The sequence below is a fragment of the Rhodococcus sp. PAMC28707 genome, assembly GCF_004795915.1.
Taxonomy (GTDB): Bacteria; Actinomycetota; Actinomycetes; order Mycobacteriales; family Mycobacteriaceae; genus Rhodococcoides.
This window is the reverse complement of record NZ_CP039253.1, coordinates 342,084-366,117: the sequence shown is the minus strand read 5'-3', so window position 1 is coordinate 366,117 and position 24,034 is coordinate 342,084. Positions and strand designations below refer to the sequence as shown.

The window sequence follows — 24,034 nt, the reverse complement described above, 5'->3', positions numbered from 1 at the left end:
GGTCGGCGGCATGAAGCGCTTGCTGATCATCCACCACACGCCGTCGCCGCACTGCCAGGCGATGTTCGAGGCGGTGGTGAGCGGTGCGACCGATCCGGAGATCGAGGGCGTCGAGGTGGTGCGCCGCGCGGCGCTTTCGGTGTCGACGAGCGACTTCCTCGATGCTGATGGCTACGTGCTCGGCAGTCCGGCGAACCTCGGTTCGATTTCAGGCGCACTCAAGCACGGGTTCGACTGTTCCTATTACCAGATCCTCGACTCGACGCGGGGCCGCCCGTTCGGGCTGTACCTGCATGGCAACGAGGGGACCGAGGGTGCGGAGAACGCCGTTGACCGGATTACCGCCGGGCTCGGCTGGGAGAAGGCGGCCGAGTACGTCATCGCGTCGAACAAGCCCGATAATGCGGTGCTGGAGGCGTGCTGGGAGCTGGGCGCGACCGTCGCCGCCGGACTCATGGGGTAGCAGCGCGTCTTTGCGGCTGCCATCCGTCATTGAGGTCCTTCCCGTGGGCGGAGGCCACATAGCCGACTGCATCGACCACCGCCGGGCACACCGCGTTCATCGCCTCGCCGAACTGTAGCCAGCGCTCTGCCCCGGTGGGGTCAACGTAGTGAAAGACCTGCTCGAACGCGAAGACCGGCATGAGGTCGACATCACCCCTATCGGCGGGTCGCGCGAACTCAACACGCGCAAGGACTTCACCCGCCTCAATGATCCCCTCATGCACGCTCGACTTCACGCCGCCGGGTGGGTATGGAGAGACGCGTACCTCGGACATCTGAACTGCATTGTTGGCGACCACGTTCAGCAGTCGATGCTTGTCGGTGTTCGAGAGGTGCTGGAGCACGTGCAATGGGTGCAGCTTATCGGGACCGGCGTGGTACGGCTGCTGGGAGTCCAACACCTCAACGACTGTAGGGCCATACCATTGCTTGCGTTTGGATAGCCACTTCTTGAAAGACTCGACCGAGCGCTGGAGCGGGAACGCCACGTCGAGAGGGTTGTTCGTCTGAATCCGTGTCGGCGTGATAGCCCAGAGCGCGTGGTCCATTGCGGCTCTGAGGTTGTGGATGACGTCGCCCATGAGCAGCGACGGCCTTGTGTAATCGGGGACCTCATCGAGCGTCCACTCAGCCCACACGGTGGGTGCCGACGCCTCGGACATGTTGCTGCGTCGGGAGTACTTCTTCTCGGCAGTGAGCAGTTCTTCGAGTAGGTCCCGCAGCTCATCTCGAATCTCGAATGCGCGCTCGATCTTGTCCAGGCCGGGCAGACGCGCGCTCTCATTCTCACCCATGCGCAGAGCGTATCTGCTGCCGCTGCCACCACCGCCTGTATCGTCGCTGATGGGCGTCGAGGCCATCGTCGTCACCTCCCACACCGCTCCCGCTGCCCTATCTCCAGCCGGGGGGGGGGGCGGTGCGCCCGTTAGGCGTGTCCGCCAGTCGGATCATTTTCGTCCATGCGAGCCAGTTGTCGTAGCGACGGTGTATCTGTATGCCATGTGTCTTACAGTGCCTGACGACATCCCGCGCTTCCGCTACATGCGATACGTTCGACCTCCAGCAACGACGACCGGGACTCAGCGTGACGCGCCGCCGCTGTTCCCGATCCAGCCAAGCACTCGCAAAATGCGCGTTGGCATTGACGTCCAGACTCTGCCAGAAGCGACTGCGGAACTTCTAAGGGTTGTCGGTCGGGACGAAGAGGTTGAGCCGATTTTGTTGGTCCAGAACGATGCGGGCGAACCGACAAGGTGGCTTCGCATCCTCGGCTCGCGTGAGTGGTACGCGTTCACATTCACCACCGTGGACGACGCCCCGAGGTTCGCCGACGCATCTACTGTTGGCATTTCCGGCTACCGAGACGGAGAACATTGGCTGGGGACTTCGGGGAACTTCTTCAGCATCTACGCGCAGCTCGACGAGGCTGCGCGGAAAGCGTATTCGAACGACGATGGCCTGACCCTTGCCGACCGGCATAGAGCGTCGGCGCTGGCAGCGGCAGCCGGTGCTGTTGGGATAGACGTCATCGTGACAACGGCTGCCACCGCGCTGCGCGACGACGTGGCCGACAACGACTCGATTATCAGTGTCACGCCCGATCAGCTGCTACCTCTGTTTGGTCATTACCTTCGCAGCACAGGAAACCACGTGCTGGAATCGGCTAAGGGCGGATTGCAGGGCGGAGGTACGTTTGTCCGGAAGTGCAACGCCACATCCGTCACCGACCTTTGCCTCGCCGGAATCGACGCTTCACTACCGCATCTCACCGCGATACGCCTGATGGCGACAATGGGCCGTGACCCTGATCTTGTCGAGTCGATGGCCGCAATCGCTCTGCGGCTCAGCCGTGCAGCACGAGCAGTCGACAATTTACTCGCTGTACTCAGTAACGGCAGCTCATCCGCGATGCAGCGGTCGGATACTGCCGAGACCACCGCCGAGGCATTCGATCGAATCTTGCTGTATCTCTGTGCGGCGATGGATAGATACGCTCGTGTGACTCAAACGCTGTTCGACACGAGTCTGAATCCCGACAAGCAGCGTGGTTCCCTCACCTCGATGGTCGAATTGCGTTCGGTGATTGAGAAGTTCGAACCGACCGATACAGCAGAACTCGAAGCACTCGGGGCTTACGCACGGGTCATCGGTCAGCTACGGAACCGTATTCATGCGCTTCCGCTCGATACGCAGCACCAGCTATCTCGGGGCTACGGCTCGTCGACAACGGTGGCGGTGACTCTCGACGGCCTCGCTGAGTTCGATCCGGATAGCACACCTCTCAACCAGGACCAACTAGACCGCTTAGGAGTCTGGAACGCACAATCCTCAAATCCCTTTGAACCACGTTCATACGCCGCCGATCTGGCAACACTGGCGACCACGCTGTTCAAAGAAACGCTCCGCTATGTCGACGAGTTCTCACGCTTTCTCATCTGCACTAAACCTCGATCCACCGATGAATCTGGGAGGTAGTGGGGTGTCGAACTGAAGAAAGTGCCCTCCGACCTGGAATGATTTGAGTTCTCACACAAAAAATCGGACCAGACCAACAGGACACTTCCAGTGCGATCATCCCACACCTTCCACCCTGATTCCGCGAAGTTCGACGACGATCACCTCGTGTCCTGCGCGGGACTGCTGCCGATCATGGCCCTTGCCGACCAGACCGGATTGACCAAACTGCTGGCGGACAAGGTGTCGATCACCGCCCCGAAGATCACATCGGGTACCGCAAATCTGGCACCGAAGTTGACGACGTTGATCGCGGCGATGTGCGCGGGTGCTGACAGTATCGACGACATCGACCTCCTCCGGTCCGGCGGTACGAAACACCTCTTCGACTCCGTCTACGCACCCTCTACCGTCGGAACATTGTTGCGCGAGTTCACGTTCGGCCACAATCGGCAACTCGAATCGGTCCTGCGCGAACACCTCGTTGCTCTCGCTCACCGCACCGAGATCCTGCCCGGCATCGCGGACCGCGCATTCGTCGACATCGACTCGCTCCTGCGCCCGGTCTACGGTCACGCCAAACAAGGTGCCTCCTACGGTCACTCCAAAATCGCGGGCAAGCAGATCCTCCGCAAAGGACTTTCACCGCTCGCGACGATCATCAGTACCGCCGACTCGGCTCCGGTGATCACCGGCATGCGGCTGCGAGCAGGCAAAGCAGGGTCCGGTACCGGAGCCGCTCGGATGGTCGCCCACGCCATCGCCACCGCCCGGATGGCCGGCGCGACGGGAAAGATCATGGTCCGCGGCGACTCCGCCTACGGCAACAGCCGTGTCGTACGTGCCTGCGTCAACGCCTCCGTCGAGTTCTCGTTCGTCCTGATCAAGAACCGCCTCGTCCAACGAGCCATCGATTCCATCACCGACGATGCGTGGACGGCCGTGCGATATCCGGGCGCGGTCCGCGACCCCGATACCGGTGGCTGGATCTCCGACGCAGAGGTCGCTGAAACAGCTTTCACCGCTTTCTCTTCCACCGCTCATCCTGTCACCGCACGGTTGATCGTCCGGCGGGTCAAAGACGCCCGCTACCGCGATGCACTGTTCCCGGTGTGGCGGTATCACCCGTTTTTCACCAACAGCACCCTGCCGACGACGACCGCCGATGTCGTTCACCGGGCACACGCGATCATCGAAACCGTGTTCTCGGATCTGATCGACGGACCGCTCGCGCACATGCCCTCGGGATCGTTCGGCGCGAACTCCGCGTGGGTGCAGTGCGCAGCGATCGCGCACAACCTACTGCGCGCTGCCGGAACCGTGGCAGGCGGGCGGCACGCGAAGGCCCGCGGAATGACGCTACGGCGGAAGATCGTCAACATTCCCGCGCGTTTCGTGCGGCCGCAGCGCGCACCCACGCTGCACCTGCCGCGAAAGTGGCCATGGCTCGACGCATGGCTTCAACTATGGCGCAACATCATTGGGTTCAGTCCACCTTCGACTGCCTGATCCTGACCGACACGCCGACTCGGCCCGAACAACGACAATCGTGGAAACGCTGGGTAGACCAGCGGACGACACACGCCCAGAAGACCCCGACCCCACAATTCAGTCACCGACCACAATGCATCACCTCAGTCGGTGGATCGAGGCTAAGACCCTGGCCACGATCACGACTGCGCAGCACCCCGTACTGGGCTGTTGGGCGGACGATCCACGTCTAATGCCAGATCCGACTGGGAATGAGGTCCTGTATCGGGAGATGCTGGGGTGGGCGGACTTTGGGTAGGATGCTACCCGGCACCACGAAGGTCAGATCCTAACGCCCGCCGGTGTGATTCCGAAGCTGCCGGGGGCCGCACCGCTCCTGATGTTGGCGATGGCGAGCGCACGGGCATCGAAGTTGTCGGCGGGCAGGAAGAGAGTACGGTCGACTTCGGCCCGCGAGACCTTTCCATCGGTGTAAAGCGACCAGGATTCGGCGCAGCTTCGCTGAGGCCAGCCGAGCGGATCTCGAGTCTCAATCCACCGCACCACCGAGTCGAAGCTGTGCCCATCGAGCATGCGCCGTACAGCCTTGGCGACCGGGGAGGCGACGGATCGGCGGCGCGACCCGTCGATTTTCCGGTGTCCAGGTCGCGAACAATCCTGCAGCCGTCTGGGACTCGCCCGTGGACCTTGCCCTCGGTCATGTTCTCGCGGTGGGCGCTTGATCCGCTTGCGGATACCCTCGGCCTCGTGCTCGGCCAGCAGCGCGTCGAGACCGGTGGTGAATCGGTTGTCGCCGCCTTCGAGGTCGAAGAGCTGTCCGCTGTAGGACAACATCATCTGACGGTCGGTGCATAGGCGGCGCAGGTCGACGTAGTGATCCAACGACGGGCCAGTCGTGTGAGGGCTTCCAGACCACCAGGGCGTCGCCCGAGCGCAGCACCTCCCTCAGCCTGGCGCACGGGGCGGTCCTTCGTCGCGAGGCAGGTGGCTGATCGGTCGTTGTTGGTCAACGCCTCAGCGACCGGCTACCCGTTGCGCACTCGCAGACAGCCCTGCACTCGATCTCCTGCTCGACGACCGAGCGCCCCCGGTCAGCAGTCTCCTCCCGCCCATACGGTCTGTGGGTTCACGGCAACAACGACACCGTCGGCGCAGTATCGGCGATAGCGAAGATCGCCACCGGGTGGGCGCTGGAAAATGTGTCCGCTGCACTGGAACTGACGACCGCGGACAAGGCCGCCAAGGATTCTTGCTACGAACTCGGCGGCACGTTGGCAGCAACTCTCATGAGCTGAACCGCTGTGTCTTCAGAACGGTGGGGGTTCGGCGCGTTCGCGTAGTCGAACGACTGCGCTGTGTTCGCGGAATCGGCGTCGCAGATTTTGGATTCGCGCCCGTGCAACATCGGTCGCGGCGTCTCGGAGGTCCTTGGTCGTAGGTGGTTGCGTGCCGGGCGATTGGTTCTTTTCCCACCAGGTCACCGTGACCGGATCGGGCTCGGGTTCCGAACCTCGTTTTCCGCGTCGGCGGGCTCTGGGTAAGCCCAGCCCTCCCGGATCCGGGAGCGAGATCCGCCGGTATCCGGAGCGGCTCGTCCACAGGATCGCGCAGCCCTGCAGGAGGGCGACGGTCCAGCTGCGCGATGTCTTGGCCTGGTGGTGGCGGGTGCAGACTGGGTGCAGGTTCGTCTCGATAGTCCACCCCCCGCGCTCGGGGTTGTTGTGGTCGAACGGGACGATGTGGTCGAGTTCGCACTTCGTGGAGGAGACATCGCAGTGTTCGAAGGTGCACGTCCGGTGGCTCATCCGTACACGTGCTGCGGTCTCGGTCGAGGGCTTGTACGTCAGCGCGCCCGGCGGTGGGCACGTAAGACCACCGTGTCCGTCGGGAAACATTCCCGCGGCCTGTGTCGGGTCGTTCTCGATGGTGGCGAGTAGTTCGGCGGAGAACTTTGCTCGGACCGATTCGCTGATTTCCGATCGTGCAGGGCCGAACGTTCGGGGAAATGTGCGGGGGACAATGCCACCTCGGCGCACCCGACCGCGTCCGATCAGATGCTCCGAGAGGGGTTGACCGACAGTCGAATTCGATAACAGAGCAGCAGGGTGTCGAATATCCCCACCACCTGGGGGAGTGACGCTGGCTGCTGCAGTGGTGCTGGGTGGTGCTGTGACGCTGGATGGAATAGTGACACCCGAGGACGTCATGACGGTTATGAGTTCGGTCAACAGCGCTTGCCACTGAGCATCCTTGGCGACCAGCCGGGCTAGGTCTGCGTCGAGGGGTGTCCCATCCGCCAGGACAGCCGGGCTCGAGGTCAGACCCAACAGGGTTTGCACATCGACAAGGATCTGGACGAGATGTCCACGTCGCGGAGGCGGTGCGTCGGTGATGCCGAACACCGGGCACTGTTCACCGCGGTCACAGTGGCATTCGAGAGCTTCTTCGCTGTGTAGAAGGGCCAACAGTCCGTCGACACGCAGTTGTCGTAGCGACCTCGGATCGGACTTGCACACGGTCCCGGCGATCTCCTCGATCAGCGCGTCGGCTTCGGCACCTTCGAGGTCGGTCAACTGCGCGTGCAAAATCGCTGTTCCATCTCCTTCCTGCCGGACCGACACCTCTCTGCCGGTGCGAGCGGACAGTGCCCGAGCTACCGCGGCCTCGTCGGGGTTGTGCGTCATCCACAGTCGCCACAGCTTTTTGCGGAGTGACGGTGCGTTGAGGCGTGCGGCTGCAGCAACGGCATCGGACTCGATGGCCTTGATCGTCTCATCACTGGCATAACCGAGAACCGAGGTCATTACCGTGACGTGGGACCAGTCGAGCATTCCGCAACTGAATCGAATGGCGGTCAAAGGCAATCGGTCCAATTCGAAGCCGGTGTCGGTGAACGCCCGGATCTGGCGCCACGACATGCGTAGTGCTCCTGCTGCCTCGCACACCGCATCGCGCAACGCGTCGGAGGGATCGCCGCCGCGGTCATCGGCATCGGCGAGGCGGATCTCTACGACGTTGCAGACCGATTCCACCACACGAACTCGGCACAAATTCTCTTGATGGCGATCTCGGCCGGCAACAGCGAGCAGCCCTGCCACACAGCTGTTGCCGTCGATGATGCCAGCTCCGAAATCCCCCGATTCGAACATACTTGCGAGTGTAAGCCCCCCTACCGACACGTTTTGACGGTCCACAGCCACACGCCCACTTGCCAAGGCGGAATCTTCTTCACGTCTCGGCTCGGCAGCGACGGTGATCTCTGTCTAGTCTCGCTCCCATGACGTCAGACGCATATGCGCGGTTCCTTCCTGCTGGGTACCAAATTTTCCTCCAACCGGTCTCGACGACCTGGCAGTGGCGTGACACCTCAGTTCATATTGCCCGGGCGCGCAACAGCGATGCGGCTGTCAAAGTTCTGGCGATTCATGGTGCAGGTGGGCATTCAGGCGCACTGTGGCCATTCGCGGCATTCGCTGCGACGCGTGGAGCCGATGTGTTGTTTCCCGATATGCCGCTGTACGGCAGGACAGTTGTGGCGATCGGAGGGGCGGTGAGATACGAGGACTGGGTCGAGATGCTGTGCGATCTTGTAGTAGCGGAGCGGAGCGGCGTGGCGATCCGCGTCCCTTAGTTCTGTTCGGTGCAAGCATGGGCGGAATGTTGGCGTATGAAGTTGCTGCTCGAACCGGTCAGGTTGCCGACGTCATTGCTACTTGTCTTCTGGATCCATCGGATGCCGATGCTCGCTCAGCCGCTGCACGTTTCGGTGTTCTCGGCCCAATAGCCCCGCGACTGCTGAAGGCAGCGGCGGCGGTGCTCGGCAGCGTCCGTGTGCCGGTGCGGTGGTTGATGGATATCGATAACATGAGTGCAAATCGAGAGCTGTCGCAGGCATGCGCGACCGATCCACTCGGCGGTGGAGTGTCCCTACCGCTCGGATTTCTCAGCAGTTTCATGTCATTCGAACACGTGGCCCCCGAGCAATATCAAGGCCCGAAGGTGACCTTGACGCATCCTGCAGAAGACACGTGGACCCCGGTGGAATTGAGCATTCGATTTCTTGACAGGATCGCCGCGCCTACATCGCTAATAATGCTGGACGGGTGCGGTCACTTTCCGATCGAGGAACCTGGATTGTCTCAGCTGGCGTCCACGATGGAGGACATCGCCCGCTCCCACGGTTGGGCTCCGTAGCGAAGAGTCGTCGGACCCTCGTGGCACAGTGACGTCATGCGTGAGATGAGTGCATCGATGGCACGCCGCACCGCCCTGGCCGCGCAGGGGCTGGCGTCTGCGCGTGCTGTAAAAGAGGGGCTGGCGTCCACACGAGCGGTGCACAAGGTGATTGCACAGACGCAGTTGCTCCAGCTCGACTCGGTGTCGGTGCTCGTGCGCGCGCACTATGCGCCGGTGTTCAGTCGAATCGGCAAATACGACCGAGCTGTGATCGATCAGGCTGCGTGGACCGATACTGCGCGACGCCCTCGGAAGCTCGTCGAGTATTGGGGGCACGAAGCCGCGCTGATACCGGTCGAGGACTGGCCGCTGATGGGTTGGCGCACAAAGTTGTACGAGCATGGTCGTTGGGGAGGAGCTGCCAAAGTTCTGGAACGGAACCCGGCGCTCGCCGACGATGTTCTTGCTGTCATCGGAGATTTCGGGCCGTCGAGTGCCGGTGACATCGAGCGTGCGCTCGAGGTCGAACGTCCTGGACGCAAGGGCCCGTGGTGGGACCGCAGTGACGTCAAGGTCGTGTGCGAGCAATTGTTCGCGGCGGGCATGGTTTCGGTTGCCACTCGCTCCGGTTTCGTTCGGCACTACGACCTGACGGAACGGGTGATTCCGCCCGATATCCTTTCTCGCACGGTGAACGAGGCCGATGCAGTGAGGGAATTGGTCGACAAGTCTGCGGTGGCGCTCGGTATCGCAAGCGAGCCCGATCTTCGTGACTACTACAGGCTTTCACAGAAACAATCGAAAGCCGCTGTCGCCGAACTGGTGGAGGACGGTGTCCTCGAACCCGTCGAAGTACGCGGTTGGGACGTGCCCGCGTACCTGCATGTCGAGGCTCGTATTCCCCGGTCCGTCCGGGGGAGCGCACTGCTGTGTCCGTTCGATCCGATGATCTTCTACCGTCCGCGCGTCGAGCGCATCTTCGGTTTTCGCTATCGCATCGAGATCTACACCCCACAACACAAGCGGGTCCACGGCTACTACGTTTTCCCGTTTCTGATGGGAGACGAGCTGGTCGCGCGGCTCGATCTCAAGGGTGACCGGGCGCGTTCGGAGCTGCAGGTGCTCGGCGCATTCGTCGAAGGTGAACGCGCAGTCGGTCCCATCGCCGTTGCGCTCGCGCAGTCTCTGCGTGAAATGGCGGACTGGCTGGGGCTCGACGCCATCATGATCGGTGAACGCGGCGACCTCGCGACCGCCCTGGCAGGCGCTGTGTAACCAATCGTCTGTTCGGGCAGCGGGATGTACTCGATGGTGCGAACATCGCAAGTGTGACTTCACGAGTGTCCGTATCCGACAGTGAACTGCCCCCACAGGTCGTGGTGCTCTTCGGAGCAACAGGCGACCTGGCTCGCCGCAAACTTCTTTCGGGGATGATGCACCTGGCATTGTCCGACCTCGCTCCACGTATACGTGTCGTCGGAACTTCGCTGGAAGAGATGACAAGTGACGAGTTTCGCCAGATGGCCCTGGAATCTGTCGTCGAATTCTCCACTCGCACGGTCTCCGACGAGCATTGGAGCGAGTTCGCACGCAAGCTGACCTATGTATCGCAGAAAGCCGGGCCTGCGGCGCTCGCCGATGCTGTTGCGCACGCGGAGATGGAGTTGGGTCCGGGAACCCGGCGCCTGCACTACCTCAGTGTTCCGCCGAAAGCTGCTCTCGCCGTCGTCGAAATGCTCGGTGCCGCCGATCTGGTCGAACGATCGCGCATCATCATGGAGAAGCCGTTCGGTACCGATCTCGACAGTGCGATAGCCCTCAACGCCACACTGCACGAGACCTTCGAGGAAGATCAAATCTTTCGGATAGATCACTTCCTCGGAAAAGAGCCTGCACAGAACATCCTGGCTTTCCGGTTCGCCAACGGTCTGTTCGAGCCGATCTGGAACCGGAACTTCATCGACCACATCCAGATCGACATCCCGGAGAAGTTGGGACTGGACGGTCGGGCGAACTTCTACGAATCCACCGGAGCTTTCAAAGACATGGTGGTGACGCACCTGTTTCAGGTTCTCGCGTTCATGGCAATGGAGCCGCCGACAGCCCTCGAACCCGGAGCGATCGGCGAGGAGAAGAACAAGGTCTTCCGCTCGATGATCCCTTTGGACCCGAAAAGGGTTGTGCGCGGGCAGTATTCCGGTTACCGATCGGAGTCTGGAGTGGCTGACGATTCCGACACCGACACCTTCGTCGCACTTCAGTGCGAAATCGACAACTGGCGGTGGGCAGGGGTTCCCTTCTACCTGCGGACCGGTAAGCGGTTGGCCGAAGGACAACGGATCATTTCGATTGCTTTCCGTGAGCCACCCAAATCGATGTTCCCGGCAGGATCGGGCGTCGGCGCGCAGGGGCCGGACCACCTGACGTTCGACCTAGCGGACGCGTCGAAGGTATCGCTGTCGTTCTACGGCAAGCGGCCGGGGCCAGGGATGCGACTCGACAAATTGTCCATGCAGTTTTCCATCCAGGACACCGAACGGGTCGGCGACGTTCTCGAAGCGTACGAGCGCTTGATTCTCGACGCCATGCATGGAGACCACACCCTGTTCACGACGGCAGAGGGTATCGAGCGACTGTGGGAGGTGTCGGCGCCGCTCCTTGCCGATCCACCACCGGTTCGGCTGTATTCACCTGGCTCGTGGGGACCCAATGCCATTCATCAACTCGTCGCCCCGCATGCGTGGCGGTTGCCGTTCGAACGTGCGTGGCGCGAGAAGAAGTGACGTCAGAAGCCGCTGCGGTCCTTGCGTATCTGATCGCGCAGAGCCCCTTGGACTGCTTGTGAGAGCCATGAATTGAGCGACACCCCATTGGTGGAGGCTGCTTCCTCGGCGCGATCCTTCATGTGTTCGACCATACGAAGGGTCACCCGGCGCATTTCGCCGGTGACCTCGTCCATGGTCGGATAGTCCTCGGAAGGGCTGCTGCTGTCCGAGGCTGTCGGATCTGCGGCTGTGGGGGACATTCGGACTTCGCCGAAGACATCGGCACCGTCCAGACGGACGTGCACCGAGCGGTCGCCGAGTTGTTCGTTCAGTTCGCCGGCGAATTCCGACAGCGCCCCCATCAGCATGAGCTTGGCCGACGCTTCGGCAGCTGCGCCGAGTGCTTCCGCAGTCTGTCTCGTGTGTTCGTCACCCAGTGCAGCGGCCGCGAGTAGATCGGCGCGCAGCGAGGCTGTGTGCTTGTTCAGTTCCATGACGTCAGTATGACGTCATCTTTGACGTCTTGCAAGGTGTCACTGCGTTCATGGATAGGCTGCACCAACGGACGGGCCAGCTCGAGTGGAGGAACTGCGGTGCCGAATACGGTGTCACTGAATGTGCAATTGGTTGCCAAGACCGAATTCTCGGGGCCGCCCGACATCCCCTGGGAGACCGATGCCGATGGCGGACAGGCCCTGGTCGAGTTCGCTGGTCGCGCCTGCTACCAGAGTTGGTCCAAGCCCAATCCGCGCACTGCGACCAATGCGTCGTATCTGCGGCACCTTCTCGATGTCGGGCACCTGTCGGTTCTCGAACACGCGAGCGTCAGCTTCTACATCACCGGCATTTCCCGGTCGTGCACGCACGAGTTGATCCGACACCGGCATTTCTCGTACTCGCAGCTCTCGCAGCGATTCGTCCCCGAGAACGACGCCAAAGTCATCGTTCCCCCCGCCGTCGAGGGTGACCCACACCTGGAAGCACTCTTCGAACGAGCTACCGACGCCAGTCGGGCCGCCTACGTCGAACTTTTGGATGCGCTCGATCACAAACTCGAAGGCGTCACCAATTCGGCGTTGCGGGGTAAGCAAGCTCGTCAGGCCGCCCGGTCGGTGTTGCCGAACGCGACCGAGACACGCCTGCTCGTCACCGGCAACTACCGGGCGTGGCGTCACTTCGTCTCGATGCGAGCCTCCGAACACGCGGACATCGAAATCCGGCGACTTGCCGTGGAATGTCTGCGTCAGTTGGCGGAAGTGGCACCGGATGTATTCGGCGATTTCGAAGTATCGACGTTGGCCGATGGTTCAGAGGTGGCGCACAGCCCATTCGTGACCGAGTTGTGAGGACCGCCGGTAGCACCGGGTAACCTTGCTGACCATGACATACGGTGACGCCGCTCCTCCCATCCAGCCACCGTTCGGCACGGTGCTCACCGCTATGGTGACGCCATTCACTGCCGACGGGAAGTTGGACATAGATTCGGGAGTGCGTCTCGCTCATCACCTGGTGGAACAGGGAAACGACGGCTTGGTTCTGGCTGGGACAACCGGCGAGTCACCGACCACCACCGAGAACGAGAAGCTCGAGTTGATGCGGGCGGTCATCGCAGCTGTCGGACACCGCGCGCGGATCATTGCCGGTGCGGGCAGCAACGACACAGCACACAGCGTCGAACTCGCTCGGGATGCCGCGCGGGCGGGCGCACACGGCCTTCTGGTCGTGACGCCGTATTACTCTCGTCCACCGCAGGCCGGCCTGTATGCGCATTTCACCGCTGTTGCCGACGCAACCGATCTGCCTGTCATGTTGTACGACATCCCGCCGCGCTCGGTCGTCCCGATCGAGACCGAGACACTGCGCCGGTTGGCGGAGCATCCCAGAATTCTTGCCGTCAAGGATGCGAAGGGCGATCTCAATGCCGGCGCCGAACTGATAGCGTCCACTGGTCTGCAGTTCTTTTCGGGAGACGATCCACTCAATCTCCCGTGGCTGTCCGTCGGAGCTACCGGTTTCGTCAGCGTCATCAGCCATCTCGTCCCGGCCCGCGTCCGCGAACTGCACACCGCATTCATGGTCGGTGACATTGCGCGCGCGCAGGCCATCAATGCCAGCCTCATCCCCGTCATTCGCTCGGTCTCCCGCCTCGGCGGAGTCAGTGCAGCGAAGGCGGGTCTACGCCTCATCGGAATCGATGTCGGCGAACCCAGACTTCCCCAGGTGCCACCGAGCATCGACCAAATCGAATTGCTCGCAGCTGACCTGCGAGCAGCAGGAGTGCTTGTATGAGTAGACCACCCAGATCACGCGGCCGCGCAACCCGAAATGCCGGACCTCCGGCTGAGCGACCCGCTCAGTCGTCACGTCCCGTGGCGCAGAACTCGGCGAAGACGCAACGCCCGGACAACCGTAAAGCGATCGACCCGACAGCACGCCTCGGATTACCTCCGAAGGCACCGTCCAAGGGGCTACGCATCGTTGCCCTGGGCGGCATCGGTGAGATCGGCCGGAACATGACCGTCTTCGAGCATCAGGGCAAGCTCCTGATCGTCGACTGCGGCGTGCTCTTCCCCGAAGATCAGCAGCCCGGCGTCGACCTGATCCTTCCCGACTTCCGGCACATCGAGAACCGGATGGCCGACGTCGAGGCCGTCGTTCTCACCCACGGCCACGAGGATCACATCGGTGCCGTGCCTTTCCTCCTGCGACTGCGCCCGGACGTTCCGGTCATCGGCTCGAAGTTCACTCTTGCCCTCGTCGCAGCAAAATGCCGAGAGCATCGCCTACGGCCTAACCTCGTCGAGGTCGTCGAAGGCCAGAAGACGAGCCACGGACCGTTCGAGTGCGAGTACTTCGCCGTCAACCACTCGATTCCCGACGCGTTGGCCATCGCGATACGTACCGATGCCGGCGTCGTTCTGCACACGGGTGACATCAAGCTCGACCAGTTGCCGCTCGATGGCCGGTTGACCGACCTCGCAGGATTCTCACGTCTCGGTGACGAAGGCGTCGACCTCTTCCTGGTGGATTCCACCAACGCGGAGGTTCCTGGATTCGTCACACCCGAGCGCGAGATCGGTGGTGTGCTCGACACGGTCATCGGCAAGGCCAAGCAGCGTGTCATCGTGGCATCGTTCGCAAGTCACGTCCATCGCATCCAGCAGGTCATCGACGTCGCTGAGCGGTACAACCGTCGGATCGCCTTCGTCGGCCGTTCGATGGTCCGCAATATGCAGATCGCTCAGGATCTCGGTTACCTCCGTGTGCCCGAAGGCCTCGAGGTCAACGTCGACACCGCCGCGACGCTTCCTGACGACCGACTCGTGTTGATTTCCACGGGCTCTCAGGGTGAGCCGCTCTCGGCATTGTCGCGGATGGCTCGCGGCGAACACCGGCAGATCAACGTCAAGGCCAACGACCTCGTCGTGCTGGCATCGTCGCTGATCCCCGGCAACGAGAACTCCGTCTTCGCTGTCGTCAACGGTCTGGCCAAGCGCGGAGCTACGGTTGTGACCCAGCAGAACGCGAAGGTCCATGTGTCGGGTCACGCGTCTGCGGGTGAACTGCTCTACCTGTACAACGCGGTCCGTCCCACGAACGTCATGCCCGTGCACGGCGAGTGGCGTCACCTCCGCGCGAATGCAGCACTCGCCAAGGCCACCGGTGTTGCCGAGGACCGTGTCGTGCTCGCCGAAGACGGCGTCGTCGTCGACATGGTCGACGGTTTGGCTCGCATCGTCGGTCAGGTCCCGGTCGGACACGTGTACGTCGACGGCTTGTCCGTGGGCGACGTGGGTGATTCGACACTGTCGGATCGACTCGTTCTCGGCGAAGGCGGCTTCATCGCCATCACCGTTGCCATCGATTCGACAACAGGGCGGGCGGTTACGACCCCCGAAGTGTCCGGTCGCGGATTCTCCGACGATCCGACTGCTCTCAAAGCCACCGTTCAACTCGTGGAGGCCGAGCTGCAGCGCCTTGCGACCGACGGTGTCACCGACACCCATCGCATTGCGCAGGCCGTGCGACGCGTAGTCGGCCGGTGGGTTGCAGACAAGTACCGCCGTAAGCCGATGATCGTTCCGACAGTCATGGCAGTGAACTGACAGTCTTTTCGTCTCGGACCGACTCCGCCCCGCAGAAGCACGAGAGCTGCGGGGCGGAGTTGTCTGCTTTCACCTCCGAGTGAAGGACTAGGCGAAGATCAGCCGCCACAGTCCGATGAGGCCCAGGACGACGATTGCGCTCCGCAATGCCCATGGTGATAGGCGTCTTCCGTATCGCGCACCCACCGACCCTCCTAGGACCGATCCGACTGCTATCAAACCTGCTGCAGCCCAGCTGATCTGGTCGAACGCGAAAATCGTGTAGGCGAGCGCCGCGACGACGTTGACGATGAGCGAGAGCAAGTTCTTGGCCGCGTTCATTCGCTGTATCGACTCGGGCAGCAGCACCCCCATGACGCCGATCAGGAGGATTCCCTGCGCTGCAGTGAAATAGCCGCCATAGATTCCGACCACGAATGTCCCGATGGTCAGCAGTATCAGCTTCGCCCGGCTGACATGGTCAGCGGCTTCACCGGCCGCCTCCGAGCGGCGCCTGGCCCATGCCTGGATGCGGGGCTGGAGGACCACGAGGACCAAGGCGGCGATGAGAAGTACTGGAACCACCGCAATGAAGACGGACGGGGGCAGGTGCAGCAGCAGCCACGCGCCGACTAGCGCACCGAAGAACGATGCGGGTATCTGCCAGCGCAACCGGTGCCACTGTCCTGCGAGCTCTCGTCGATATCCCCACGTTCCGGAGGCGCTACCGGCGACCAATCCGATCGCATTCGACATCGTCGCGATCTGCGGGGGATACCCGAAGGCGACGAGAGTCGGAAAGGTGATCAGAGTTCCGGAACCGACGACGGCATTGATGGCTCCAGCACCGAAGCCCGCTACGAGAATGACGAGAATTTCCGATACAGGCACCGAACCGAGGTTACGGACGCCGCGCCGAAGACTGTGCGCCGGGGACATACCCACGTACGGTGGTTCGATGTGAGCCTTGCACAGGATGAACGCGCAGCCCTAGTACGTACATTGGAAAAGTTGGGGGAGGACACACCGACGCTGTGTGGTGGGTGGACGGGCCGTGATCTGGCCGCGCACCTCGTCGTTAGGGAGCGTCGGTTGGATGCCGCACCTGGAATTTTGATTCCCTTTCTCGCCGGGTACACCGAGAAGGTCCAGAGCGAGGTAGCTGCCAGGCCTTTCGACAAACTGGTCGAGGACATTCGGACGGGACCGCCCATCTGGTCACCGTTCAAGATCCTCGATCCGTTGATCAACGTCGGCGAAATGTTCGTTCATCATGAAGACCTGCGTCGCGCGCAGCCCGAGTGGTCACCGCGAACTTTGCCGCAAGCGATGGAAGACAAATTGTTCTCGACTGTGGGGTTGATCGGGCGCAAGTCCTATCGCCGATCTCCGGTCGGTGTCGAGCTGCGTACGACCGATGGGCGGTCCGTGACCGTCAAGAAGAGCTCACGCGGTCAGGTGACCCTGATCGGACCACCCTCGGAACTGTTGCTGCATGCATTCGGTCGGAGCGCTGTGCAGCTCGAGAAGGAGGGTGATCCTCGCGATGTCGAGGCGCTCGACGCGCTCGATCGGAGCGTCTGAGCCCTGTTGCTCGTGTTGCGGATGGTTTCGAAGGTGCCGTTGCGACTAACCTAGGGGTATGGCAGGAAAGACCAGCACTCGAAGTTCGGGTACCGGCGGCACCGGTGCCTCATCGACGTCGCGGGCCTCGGGGGGATCACGCAAGTCTTCCGGGGGGCGCACAGTGAGCACACCACGTAAGCCCACAGCCCCACGCACGTCACCTTCGGCACGCAAGGCGCCATCGGCACGCAAGGCAGCGCCGGCGCGTGGAGGCACCGGTTCTCGTGGGGGTGCTCGTCGACCGGCCAAGAAGAACGCCGGTGGTGTGGTCTCTGCCGTCGGACGCGGAATTTCCTCTACGTGGTCGATGGCAGCCAAAGGGGTCGGCGCCACGACTCGAACCGTCAGCAAGGCCAAGGACATCGACCACGGCCACCGACGCGACGGCATCGCGCTGGGTCTGATTGCTCTGTGCGTCGTCGTTGCGGCTGCCGTGTGGTTCAGTGCAGGCGGGCCTGTGGGGGAGGGGATCGCGATCGCGGTCCGCGCCGTCATCGGGGAAGCCGGTTACATCGTGCCGGCACTCGGACTCGCGGTCGCGGTCATCCTGATGCGCTCGGAACCGAATCCGGAGATCCGTCCGCGACTGGTTCTCGGGTCGATCCTGGTTACACTCCCGATCCTCGGCCTGTGGCATCTGGCTGCAGGTTCACCGGCCGACTCGGCCGGCCGCTCCGAGGGTGGCGGTTTCGTCGGGTACGTCGCGGGCGGTCCGATCACCGACGGTCTGACTGTCTGGCTCGCTGTCCCGCTCCTCCTGCTGGCAGGTCTGTTCGGTGTGCTTCTACTGACCGGAACCACGGTCCGCGACATCCCGGATCGTCTGCGTTCGTTGTTCGGCACGGACAGTCGAGGCGATGAATATGGAGACTACGACCCAGCAGACTTCGGGGCCGACTTCAGCGACGAATACGGCGACCACAACAGCTCCGGATTCGACGCCGACGGATACCCCACCGACGGACCGGACGCCGATCCGTACGGCAACTACCCGACCGAAGAATATGTTCCGGTCAAGAAGCCTCGGGCACGAAAAGTAGCGACCTCGGTCGACGAGCCCACTGAGGTCATGGAACCTGCAACACAGGCGCCAACTGCACCTCCCTCACCTCCCGCCCGTCCCAAGCCCAAGCCGATCGTCAAGGCCGTCGAGCCCAAGCCCGAAGCCGAGGAAGACAAAATCGTCGTCGACCGCGTCGTCGACGGGGACTACACGCTGCCTCCGCTGTCACTGTTGATCGACGGCGATCCACCCAAGACTCGTAGCCAGGCCAACGACACGATGATCGAGGCCATCTCCGAGGTGCTCGACCAATTCAAAATCGATGCCGCCGTAACCGGGTTCACCCGTGGACCCACCGTCACCCGGTACGAGGTAGAACTCGGGCCCGGTGTCAAGGTCGAGAAGATCACCGCACTCGCGCGCAACATCGCTTACGCGGTCGCAACCGACAACGTGCGCCTGCTTGCTCCGATTCCAGGGAAATCTGCGGTCGGCATCGAGGTGCCGAACTCGGACCGCGAGATGGTCCGACTCGCCGATGTACTCACCGCGACATCGACCCGTAAGGATCATCATCCGCTGGTGATCGGACTCGGCAAGGACATCGAAGGAAACTTCCAGAGCGCCAACCTGGCGAAGATGCCACACCTTCTCGTTGCCGGTTCCACCGGATCCGGTAAGTCCAGCTTCGTGAACTCGATGCTCGTCTCGCTACTCGCACGCGCGACGCCGGACGAGGTTCGCATGATCCTGATCGACCCGAAAATGGTCGAGCTGACGCCGTACGAAGGCATTCCGCACTTGATCACCCCGATCATCACGCAGCCGAAGAAGGCAGCGGCAGCATTGGCATGGCTGGTCGAGGAGATGGAACAGCGGTACCAGGATATGCAGATCAACAAGGTCCGGCACATCGACGACTTCAACAAGAAGGTGCGATCCGGTGAGATCACTGCGCAGCTCGGAAGTGAACGTGTCTACCGGCCGTATCCGTACATTCTCGCGATCGTCGACGAGCTCGCGGACCTGATGATGACCGCTCCGCGTGACGTCGAAGATGCCATCGTCCGTATCACCCAGAAGGCCCGCGCGGCAGGAATCCACCTCGTCCTTGCCACGCAGAGACCATCTGTCGACGTCGTTACCGGTCTGATCAAGACCAACGTGCCCTCACGTCTTGCGTTCGCGACGTCCTCGCTCACAGACTCTCGCGTCATCCTCGATCAGCCCGGCGCCGAGAAGCTCATCGGTATGGGTGATGCGCTCTTCCTACCGATGGGTGCAGGTAAACCGACTCGTCTACAGGGTGCCTTCATCACCGATGAAGAGATCTCGGCAGTAGTCGACTTCGCCAAGAACCAGGCAGAGCCGGAGTACAACGAGACAGTCACCGCGGCCAAAGCGTCGCAGAAGAACGACGTCGATCCCGACATCGGCGATGATCTCGACGTCCTGCTCCAGGCCGTCGAACTGGTGGTCACCAGCCAATTCGGTTCGACTTCGATGTTGCAGCGCAAGCTGCGCGTCGGATTCGCCAAGGCCGGGCGATTGATCGACCTGATGGAGAACCGAGGAGTCGTCGGGCCAAGTGAGGGCTCGAAGGCTCGCGAGGTTTTGATCAAGCCCGACGAACTCGACGGGTTGCTGTGGTCTATCCGAGGTGGAGACCCGGACGAGGCGCCCTCCGACGATGACTAGGCAAACGCACCCATGACCGGTTTCCACTCGGTGACGACCGACGTCTCGATCAAGTTTTCGGTGGCGAACGGATCTTGCGCGAACAATGTCTTCACCGAGTCGACGTCGGTGCCGTCGACGACGATCAAAGCGCCGCTTCCATCGGTGTAAGGGCCGCTGGAGATGAGGGTCTTCTTCTCCAGCAGGTCTGCAAGCCAGGCACGATGGTTGGCGCGATGAGTGTCTCGCCCGGCGGTCGTACTGGGGGAGTAGGTGTAGACAACGGCGAACAGTGCCATGATGTTTCGTCTTTCGGTGTAGGCGAATCGAGCTGGCCCTGGATTGTTCCAGGGGGTCTGATCGATTCAGAGGGGGAGCAGCATTCGTGTGTTGCCCAGGGTGTTCGGCTTCACGTAACTCAGGTCGAGGAATTCTGCGACACCGGTGTCGTACGACCTGCACATTTCGGCGTAGACCTCGGCAGTGACGGGCGTTCCCTCGATCTCGAGGAAGCCGTGCCGCGTGAAGAAGTCCACCTCGAAGGTGAGCACGAACAGCTTCTGGAGAGCCAGGTCGCGGGCTACGTGAATCAAGGTATCGACGATCAGACCACCGGCACCGAGGCCCTTGGCTGCCGGATCCACCGCGACCGTGCGAACTTCACCGAGGTCGGCCCACAAGACGTGGAGCGCACCACAGCCGATGACGGTGTCCCCGCGTTCGGCGACCCAGAACTCCTGAACCGCTTCGTACAGCGTTACCAGGTTTTTCTCGAGGAGGATCTTCCCGGCGTAGATGTCGATCAGTCGCTTGATCTCCGGAATGTCGGAGGTTCGAGCACGGCGGACGACCACGTCGTCGCCGGGGCGAGAGGTCTCGCGGCGTTCGAGTGCCGTGTCGAGTGCGTTGTCGGACGTTCCGTCGACGTGGTGTCGACTCGCCCGGTTCGGCCCAGAAGTCATGTGGTGAACAGTAGTCAACGTCGCAACGGATATTCTTTTCGTGTGTCCGTAACCGAACTGGTCCGAAATGAATCAGGACACCTTTGTCGGCGTACCGGCATCAAGGGCTCGACGGTATGAGCGAACCCCTGGCTTCCGGCCCGAATCTGCCACACAGCAACTCGAGCACTGGGGACGTCGAACCTGTTCCGATCGTCAACATCGCGAACATACTGACGATGCTCCGGATTGCTCTCGTTCCCGTGTTTCTCGCTGTCCTCTTCGTCGGAGACGGTCACGACAGCGGATGGCGTATCGGTGCGACGGTGGTATTTGCTGTCGCGGCGATCACCGACCGGATCGACGGGCAGCTCGCCCGCAAGTACGGGTTGGTCACCGATTTCGGGAAGATCGCGGATCCGATCGCAGACAAGGCGTTGATCGGTGCTGCACTCGTCGGACTGTCGATCCTCGGAGACCTCCCCTGGTGGGTGACCGTGGTGATCGCGGCACGTGAAGTGGGCATCACACTCGTCAGATTCGCGGTGATCCGGCACGGTGTGATTCCGGCGGGACGCGGTGGCAAGCTGAAGACTTTGGTGCAGAGTTTTGCGATCGGGATGTATCTCCTGCCCTTGCCTGACGCGGTGCGAGGGGTATCCGTCGCACTGATGGGCTTGGCGGTGTTCTTGACGGTCTACACCGGACTCGACTACGTGGTCCAGGCCATTCGCCTGCGCCGGCGGGTGAAGTCGTGACCGTCCCGACCCGTCGACGGGTCGGGACGGTCACGAGGTGGGGACGGTCTGCGTCGCCGTCGCGAGCCCCGACGGGACTCAGGTGCACAAACTCCGACTGTCGGGCGACCGTCGGACCATCCGACGCGATACAGTCCGTAGTGCGATCTCGGAGCTGTTTCGACGGGTGAGCCGGCGCGGCGACGTATAGGGTCGGGAACCAATCGGGCCCCACCCAGCGTTGTAGCTGAAGATGGTCGATGTAGCTGAAAACGAACGAGACATTATTTCGAAAGATATGGATTCGAACGAGGAGGAGCGAGATGGCGCTGCTATTGCGTGAAGCACTCGGCGACAGTCTGCGGCGCACTCGCGTCGCACAGAGTCGCACACTGCGCGAGGTCTCGAACACCGCGCGCGTGAGCCTCGGATATCTGTCGGAAGTCGAACGGGGCAGGAAAGAGGCGTCGAGCGAGCTGCTCGCCGCCATCTGCACCGCGTTGGCGGTTCCGTTGTCCGACGTGATGAGCGACGTCAGTGACTCGTTGCTCGTGTCCACCGGATCCGCCTCGACGGCCGACGGCATCGCGCTGCCTAATGCCGACACCGGGTCGAAGAAGAGCGGTAACGGGTCGCCACGTATTGCGGGTGAAACTCGCGTCGTCATCCCTGCGCCTGCACGTGCACTCGCAGCAGCCTGACACCGGATAGCCGCAACCAGTATCCTTTTCCACACGTGCTTGTTCACCCACTACGCGTGTAACGCGGCGCCAAAGATGGAGGCAGGATCAACCCATGGCTAATCCTTTCGTCAAAGCCTGGAAGTACATGATGGCGCTCTTCAATTCCAAGATCGACGAGAAGGCCGACCCCAAGGTTCAGATTCAGCAGGCAATCGAGGATGCACAGCGGCAGCACCAAGCGCTGTCTCAGCAGGCGGCCTCGGTTATCGGCAACCAGCGTCAGCTGGAGATGAAGCTGAGCCGTCAGCTCGACGAGGTCGAGAAGCTGAATGCGAACGCTCGCCAGGCAGTCACACTTGCCGACCAGGCGTCCTCTGCAGGCGATGTCGACAAAGCGACGCAGTACACCAATGCTGCTGAGGCATTCGCAGCTCAGCTCGTTACTGCCGAGCAAGGTGTCGAGGACCTCAAGGTCCTGCACGACCAGTCTTTGCAGGCCGCATCGCAGGCAAAGAAGGCCGTGGAGCAGAACGCGATGGCGCTACAGGCCAAGGTGGCCGAGCGTACAAAACTGCTCAGCCAACTCGAGCAGGCGAAGATGCAGGAGAAGGTCAGCGAATCACTCCGCTCGATGGACAGCACGCTGTCCGCGCCAGGCAATACCCCGAGCCTCGATGCCGTTCGCGACAAGATCGAACGTCGCTACGCAGATGCACTCGGCTCGGCCGAACTGGCGCAGAACACCGTGTCGGGTCGGATGATGGAGGTGCAGCAGGCGTCGGTTCAGATGGCTGGGCACAGCCGTCTCGAGCAGATCCGCGCTTCGATGGCAGGTGACTCGCTCCCATCCGGTAACGCGACGGGAACATCCAAGCCGTCGATTGCCAAGTCTCCCAATGCAACTCCAGAACCACCTGCGCAGCACTGACGCGTATACGACTTGGATTGTGCAAGTATGACGAAACAACAACATGGCCGACCACCTACGTGGTCGGCCATGTCTGTTTCCAGCACGATCTCGGCCGCCAAGGATGCTGCAGACTCGGCACGCCGAATCGGCGAGTCCGTCATCGAGGCCGCAGGTAGATGGAACGATCCTCGTCAGAAGCAGATTCGGCGAGTTCGTCGAGCACGCCGTCGTGGATCGTGGTTCGGCGGAGCCACCGGCGCTTCCGCGCTGTCGACCGCCGGGCTTGCCGTGGCGTCTGCGCCGGAATGGACGATGATCGCAACCGGCGGCGGCGCCGCACTCCTCGCCGTACCCACTGTTTTCGCGATCACCCGATACAAGCAGTTGAAGTCCGAGCCGCTGCCGGCTCGGAAGCCGGGCAAGAGCATCCTTCCTGCGCGGCACTCGTCTGCATTTACGTCGATGAACCGCTTGGCAGGTGCGCAACGGAGCCTGTACGAGCTGACCGGAGTTCTGCTGAGGTCCGAATCGATCGCCTCCGAGGATATTCTGGAGACCACCGAGGTGGCCTACTCCGCGGCCGCCGCGCTGACCGACATGGCAACAGACATAGTCGCGATGGAGCGTGCAGCGGAGTCCAACACACGAGCCGGAGTCCATCTGACCAGCTCGATCAGTGGAGCTGCCGCCGAACTCGAAGCCGGTGTGGATCAATACGAGGAACTCGTAGAAGCGGCCGCGCGGCTTACCTCTCCGACAGGAATGCCATCGAGTGCGGTCGCTGCCCGGCGCGCAGAGCTTTCGTCCGCTACGGACAGCCTCCAGGGCTGGGCCTTCGCGCTGGAGGAACTAGCCGAGATCCGGCGCCGTCACCCCTGAGTGGGACCACGTCTGAACAGGACCACGTCTGAACAGGACCATGTCTGAACAGGACCACGTCGGGGACATCACCCATCTTTCCCTGATCTCGTTGCCGACCCGG

Annotated in this window: 23 protein-coding genes and 1 pseudogene; 17 read left to right on the top strand and 7 right to left on the bottom strand. The window is 62.1% G+C overall.

Features of this window, described 5'->3' with window-relative positions; all coding sequences use genetic code 11:
* The first annotated feature begins 10 nt into the window (after nucleotides 1-10).
* Nucleotides 11-463: a flavodoxin family protein gene (locus tag E5720_RS01650; RefSeq protein ID WP_136169215.1), complete on the top strand. Its 453-nt coding sequence runs from the start codon at nucleotides 11-13 to the stop codon at nucleotides 461-463.
* On the opposite strand, the gene E5720_RS01645 is transcribed toward E5720_RS01650, so the two are convergent.
* Nucleotides 453-1,364, bottom strand: a complete 912-nt coding sequence (locus E5720_RS01645) for a hypothetical protein (RefSeq protein WP_247596130.1) — start codon at nucleotides 1,362-1,364, stop codon at nucleotides 453-455. The two genes, E5720_RS01650 and E5720_RS01645, sit on opposite strands and share 11 nt — an antisense overlap.
* Between E5720_RS01645 and E5720_RS01640 the strand changes: the two genes are divergently transcribed.
* Nucleotides 1,348-2,979 carry a hypothetical protein gene (locus tag E5720_RS01640; protein ID WP_247596129.1) on the top strand — a complete coding sequence of 544 codons (1,632 nt, stop codon included), beginning with the start codon at nucleotides 1,348-1,350 and terminating at the stop codon, nucleotides 2,977-2,979. The genes E5720_RS01645 and E5720_RS01640 overlap by 17 nt on opposite strands.
* A 90-nt stretch (nucleotides 2,980-3,069) precedes the next feature.
* On the top strand, nucleotides 3,070-4,467 hold the full coding sequence (locus E5720_RS01635) for an IS1380 family transposase (protein WP_136169214.1): 1,398 nt from the start codon (nucleotides 3,070-3,072) through the stop codon (nucleotides 4,465-4,467).
* Nucleotides 4,468-4,770: 303 nt separating this feature from the next.
* Here E5720_RS01635 and E5720_RS01630 read toward each other — a convergent pair whose 3' ends face one another.
* The gene (locus tag E5720_RS01630; protein ID WP_168708262.1) at nucleotides 4,771-5,286 is read right to left on the bottom strand and encodes a hypothetical protein; all 516 of its coding nucleotides are present in this window, start codon (nucleotides 5,284-5,286) and stop codon (nucleotides 4,771-4,773) included.
* Between the two features lie 257 nt (nucleotides 5,287-5,543).
* On the opposite strand from E5720_RS01630, the pseudogene E5720_RS21915 reads away from it, so the two are divergent.
* Nucleotides 5,544-5,744: pseudogene (locus E5720_RS21915) on the top strand (flavodoxin); the annotation flags it as partial.
* A 12-nt stretch (nucleotides 5,745-5,756) separates the two neighbouring features.
* Here E5720_RS21915 and E5720_RS01625 read toward each other — a convergent pair.
* Nucleotides 5,757-7,598: an HNH endonuclease signature motif containing protein gene (locus E5720_RS01625; RefSeq protein ID WP_247596128.1), complete on the bottom strand. Its 1,842-nt coding sequence runs from the start codon at nucleotides 7,596-7,598 to the stop codon at nucleotides 5,757-5,759.
* Between the two features lie 128 nt (nucleotides 7,599-7,726).
* Between E5720_RS01625 and E5720_RS22335 the strand changes: the two genes are divergently transcribed.
* Genes E5720_RS22335 through zwf form a run of 4 tightly spaced genes read left to right on the top strand, consistent with a single transcriptional unit; the run spans nucleotide 7,727 to nucleotide 11,408 of the window.
* The gene (locus E5720_RS22335; RefSeq protein WP_348769843.1) at nucleotides 7,727-8,080 is read left to right on the top strand and encodes a hypothetical protein; all 354 of its coding nucleotides are present in this window, start codon (nucleotides 7,727-7,729) and stop codon (nucleotides 8,078-8,080) included.
* Nucleotides 8,029-8,643, top strand: a complete 615-nt coding sequence (locus tag E5720_RS01620) for an alpha/beta fold hydrolase (RefSeq protein WP_348769842.1) — start codon at nucleotides 8,029-8,031, stop codon at nucleotides 8,641-8,643. The genes E5720_RS22335 and E5720_RS01620 overlap by 52 nt, the downstream gene beginning before the upstream one ends.
* Before the next feature lie 36 nt (nucleotides 8,644-8,679).
* Nucleotides 8,680-9,900, top strand: a complete 1,221-nt coding sequence (locus E5720_RS01615) for a crosslink repair DNA glycosylase YcaQ family protein (RefSeq protein WP_136169212.1) — start codon at nucleotides 8,680-8,682, stop codon at nucleotides 9,898-9,900.
* 53 nt (nucleotides 9,901-9,953) lie between these two features.
* Entirely contained in the window at nucleotides 9,954-11,408 is a 1,455-nt protein-coding gene (zwf, locus tag E5720_RS01610; protein ID WP_136169211.1) for a glucose-6-phosphate dehydrogenase, read from the top strand.
* Nucleotides 11,409-11,410: 2 nt separating this feature from the next.
* Here zwf and E5720_RS01605 read toward each other — a convergent pair whose 3' ends face one another.
* Complete coding sequence (locus E5720_RS01605; protein WP_136169210.1) at nucleotides 11,411-11,884, bottom strand: hypothetical protein; 474 nt, start codon at nucleotides 11,882-11,884, stop codon at nucleotides 11,411-11,413.
* Between the two features lie 99 nt (nucleotides 11,885-11,983).
* Between E5720_RS01605 and thyX the strand changes: the two genes are divergently transcribed.
* Genes thyX through E5720_RS01590 form a run of 3 tightly spaced genes read left to right on the top strand, consistent with a single transcriptional unit; the run spans nucleotide 11,984 to nucleotide 15,496 of the window.
* Nucleotides 11,984-12,736, top strand: a complete 753-nt coding sequence (thyX, locus tag E5720_RS01600) for an FAD-dependent thymidylate synthase (protein ID WP_136169209.1) — start codon at nucleotides 11,984-11,986, stop codon at nucleotides 12,734-12,736.
* Between the two features lie 34 nt (nucleotides 12,737-12,770).
* Nucleotides 12,771-13,679, top strand: a complete 909-nt coding sequence (dapA, locus tag E5720_RS01595) for a 4-hydroxy-tetrahydrodipicolinate synthase (RefSeq protein ID WP_084348960.1) — start codon at nucleotides 12,771-12,773, stop codon at nucleotides 13,677-13,679.
* Nucleotides 13,676-15,496 (top strand): ribonuclease J, encoded by a 1,821-nt coding sequence (locus E5720_RS01590; protein WP_247596127.1) that lies wholly within the window; start codon nucleotides 13,676-13,678, stop codon nucleotides 15,494-15,496. Before dapA ends, E5720_RS01590 begins: the two co-directional genes overlap by 4 nt.
* Before the next feature lie 87 nt (nucleotides 15,497-15,583).
* Here E5720_RS01590 and E5720_RS01585 read toward each other — a convergent pair whose 3' ends face one another.
* Entirely contained in the window at nucleotides 15,584-16,366 is a 783-nt protein-coding gene (locus tag E5720_RS01585) for a sulfite exporter TauE/SafE family protein (protein WP_136169208.1), read from the bottom strand.
* A gap of 69 nt (nucleotides 16,367-16,435) precedes the next feature.
* Here E5720_RS01585 and E5720_RS01580 point away from each other — a divergent pair, with 69 nt between their 5' ends.
* Nucleotides 16,436-17,059, top strand: coding sequence for a TIGR03085 family metal-binding protein (locus E5720_RS01580; RefSeq protein WP_136169207.1), 624 nt, complete (start codon nucleotides 16,436-16,438; stop codon nucleotides 17,057-17,059).
* Between the two features lie 58 nt (nucleotides 17,060-17,117).
* Nucleotides 17,118-19,802, top strand: a complete 2,685-nt coding sequence (locus E5720_RS01570) for a DNA translocase FtsK (protein WP_210729934.1) — start codon at nucleotides 17,118-17,120, stop codon at nucleotides 19,800-19,802.
* Here E5720_RS01570 and E5720_RS01565 read toward each other — a convergent pair.
* Both E5720_RS01565 and E5720_RS01560 read right to left on the bottom strand, forming a co-directional pair.
* Nucleotides 19,799-20,080 (bottom strand): YciI family protein, encoded by a 282-nt coding sequence (locus tag E5720_RS01565; RefSeq protein ID WP_136169205.1) that lies wholly within the window; start codon nucleotides 20,078-20,080, stop codon nucleotides 19,799-19,801. The genes E5720_RS01570 and E5720_RS01565 overlap by 4 nt on opposite strands.
* Before the next feature lie 66 nt (nucleotides 20,081-20,146).
* Nucleotides 20,147-20,635 (bottom strand): amino-acid N-acetyltransferase, encoded by a 489-nt coding sequence (locus E5720_RS01560; protein WP_247596274.1) that lies wholly within the window; start codon nucleotides 20,633-20,635, stop codon nucleotides 20,147-20,149.
* Between the two features lie 326 nt (nucleotides 20,636-20,961).
* Between E5720_RS01560 and pgsA the strand changes: the two genes are divergently transcribed.
* The 4 genes from pgsA to E5720_RS01535 all read left to right on the top strand — a co-directional run bounded on the left by pgsA (nucleotide 20,962) and on the right by E5720_RS01535 (nucleotide 23,931).
* Nucleotides 20,962-21,480, top strand: a complete 519-nt coding sequence (gene pgsA, locus E5720_RS01555) for a CDP-diacylglycerol--glycerol-3-phosphate 3-phosphatidyltransferase (protein ID WP_247596273.1) — start codon at nucleotides 20,962-20,964, stop codon at nucleotides 21,478-21,480.
* Nucleotides 21,481-21,782: 302 nt separating this feature from the next.
* Nucleotides 21,783-22,160, top strand: a complete 378-nt coding sequence (locus E5720_RS01545) for a helix-turn-helix transcriptional regulator (RefSeq protein ID WP_136169201.1) — start codon at nucleotides 21,783-21,785, stop codon at nucleotides 22,158-22,160.
* Nucleotides 22,161-22,254: 94 nt separating this feature from the next.
* Entirely contained in the window at nucleotides 22,255-23,070 is an 816-nt protein-coding gene (locus E5720_RS01540) for a PspA/IM30 family protein (protein WP_136169200.1), read from the top strand.
* Between the two features lie 69 nt (nucleotides 23,071-23,139).
* Nucleotides 23,140-23,931, top strand: a complete 792-nt coding sequence (locus E5720_RS01535; protein ID WP_136169199.1) for a hypothetical protein — start codon at nucleotides 23,140-23,142, stop codon at nucleotides 23,929-23,931.
* The last annotated feature ends 103 nt before the right edge of the window (nucleotides 23,932-24,034 follow it).

Coding starts and splice junctions, on each gene's coding strand:
- E5720_RS22335 (WP_348769843.1), top strand. CDS start 7,727: ATGACGTCAGACGCATATGCGCGGTTCCTTCCTGCTGGGTACCAAATT.
- E5720_RS01605 (WP_136169210.1), bottom strand. CDS start 11,884: ATGGAACTGAACAAGCACACAGCCTCGCTGCGCGCCGATCTACTCGCG.
- E5720_RS01565 (WP_136169205.1), bottom strand. CDS start 20,080: ATGGCACTGTTCGCCGTTGTCTACACCTACTCCCCCAGTACGACCGCC.
- E5720_RS01545 (WP_136169201.1), top strand. CDS start 21,783: ATGGCGCTGCTATTGCGTGAAGCACTCGGCGACAGTCTGCGGCGCACT.
- E5720_RS01630 (WP_168708262.1), bottom strand. CDS start 5,286: ATGATGTTGTCCTACAGCGGACAGCTCTTCGACCTCGAAGGCGGCGAC.
- E5720_RS01590 (WP_247596127.1), top strand. CDS start 13,676: ATGAGTAGACCACCCAGATCACGCGGCCGCGCAACCCGAAATGCCGGA.
- pgsA (WP_247596273.1), top strand. CDS start 20,962: ATGCTCCGGATTGCTCTCGTTCCCGTGTTTCTCGCTGTCCTCTTCGTC.
- E5720_RS01615 (WP_136169212.1), top strand. CDS start 8,680: ATGCGTGAGATGAGTGCATCGATGGCACGCCGCACCGCCCTGGCCGCG.
- E5720_RS01645 (WP_247596130.1), bottom strand. CDS start 1,364: ATGGCCTCGACGCCCATCAGCGACGATACAGGCGGTGGTGGCAGCGGC.
- E5720_RS01625 (WP_247596128.1), bottom strand. CDS start 7,598: ATGTTCGAATCGGGGGATTTCGGAGCTGGCATCATCGACGGCAACAGC.
- E5720_RS01650 (WP_136169215.1), top strand. CDS start 11: ATGAAGCGCTTGCTGATCATCCACCACACGCCGTCGCCGCACTGCCAG.
- dapA (WP_084348960.1), top strand. CDS start 12,771: ATGACATACGGTGACGCCGCTCCTCCCATCCAGCCACCGTTCGGCACG.
- E5720_RS01640 (WP_247596129.1), top strand. CDS start 1,348: ATGGGCGTCGAGGCCATCGTCGTCACCTCCCACACCGCTCCCGCTGCC.
- E5720_RS01540 (WP_136169200.1), top strand. CDS start 22,255: ATGGCTAATCCTTTCGTCAAAGCCTGGAAGTACATGATGGCGCTCTTC.
- E5720_RS01570 (WP_210729934.1), top strand. CDS start 17,118: ATGGCAGGAAAGACCAGCACTCGAAGTTCGGGTACCGGCGGCACCGGT.
- E5720_RS01535 (WP_136169199.1), top strand. CDS start 23,140: ATGTCTGTTTCCAGCACGATCTCGGCCGCCAAGGATGCTGCAGACTCG.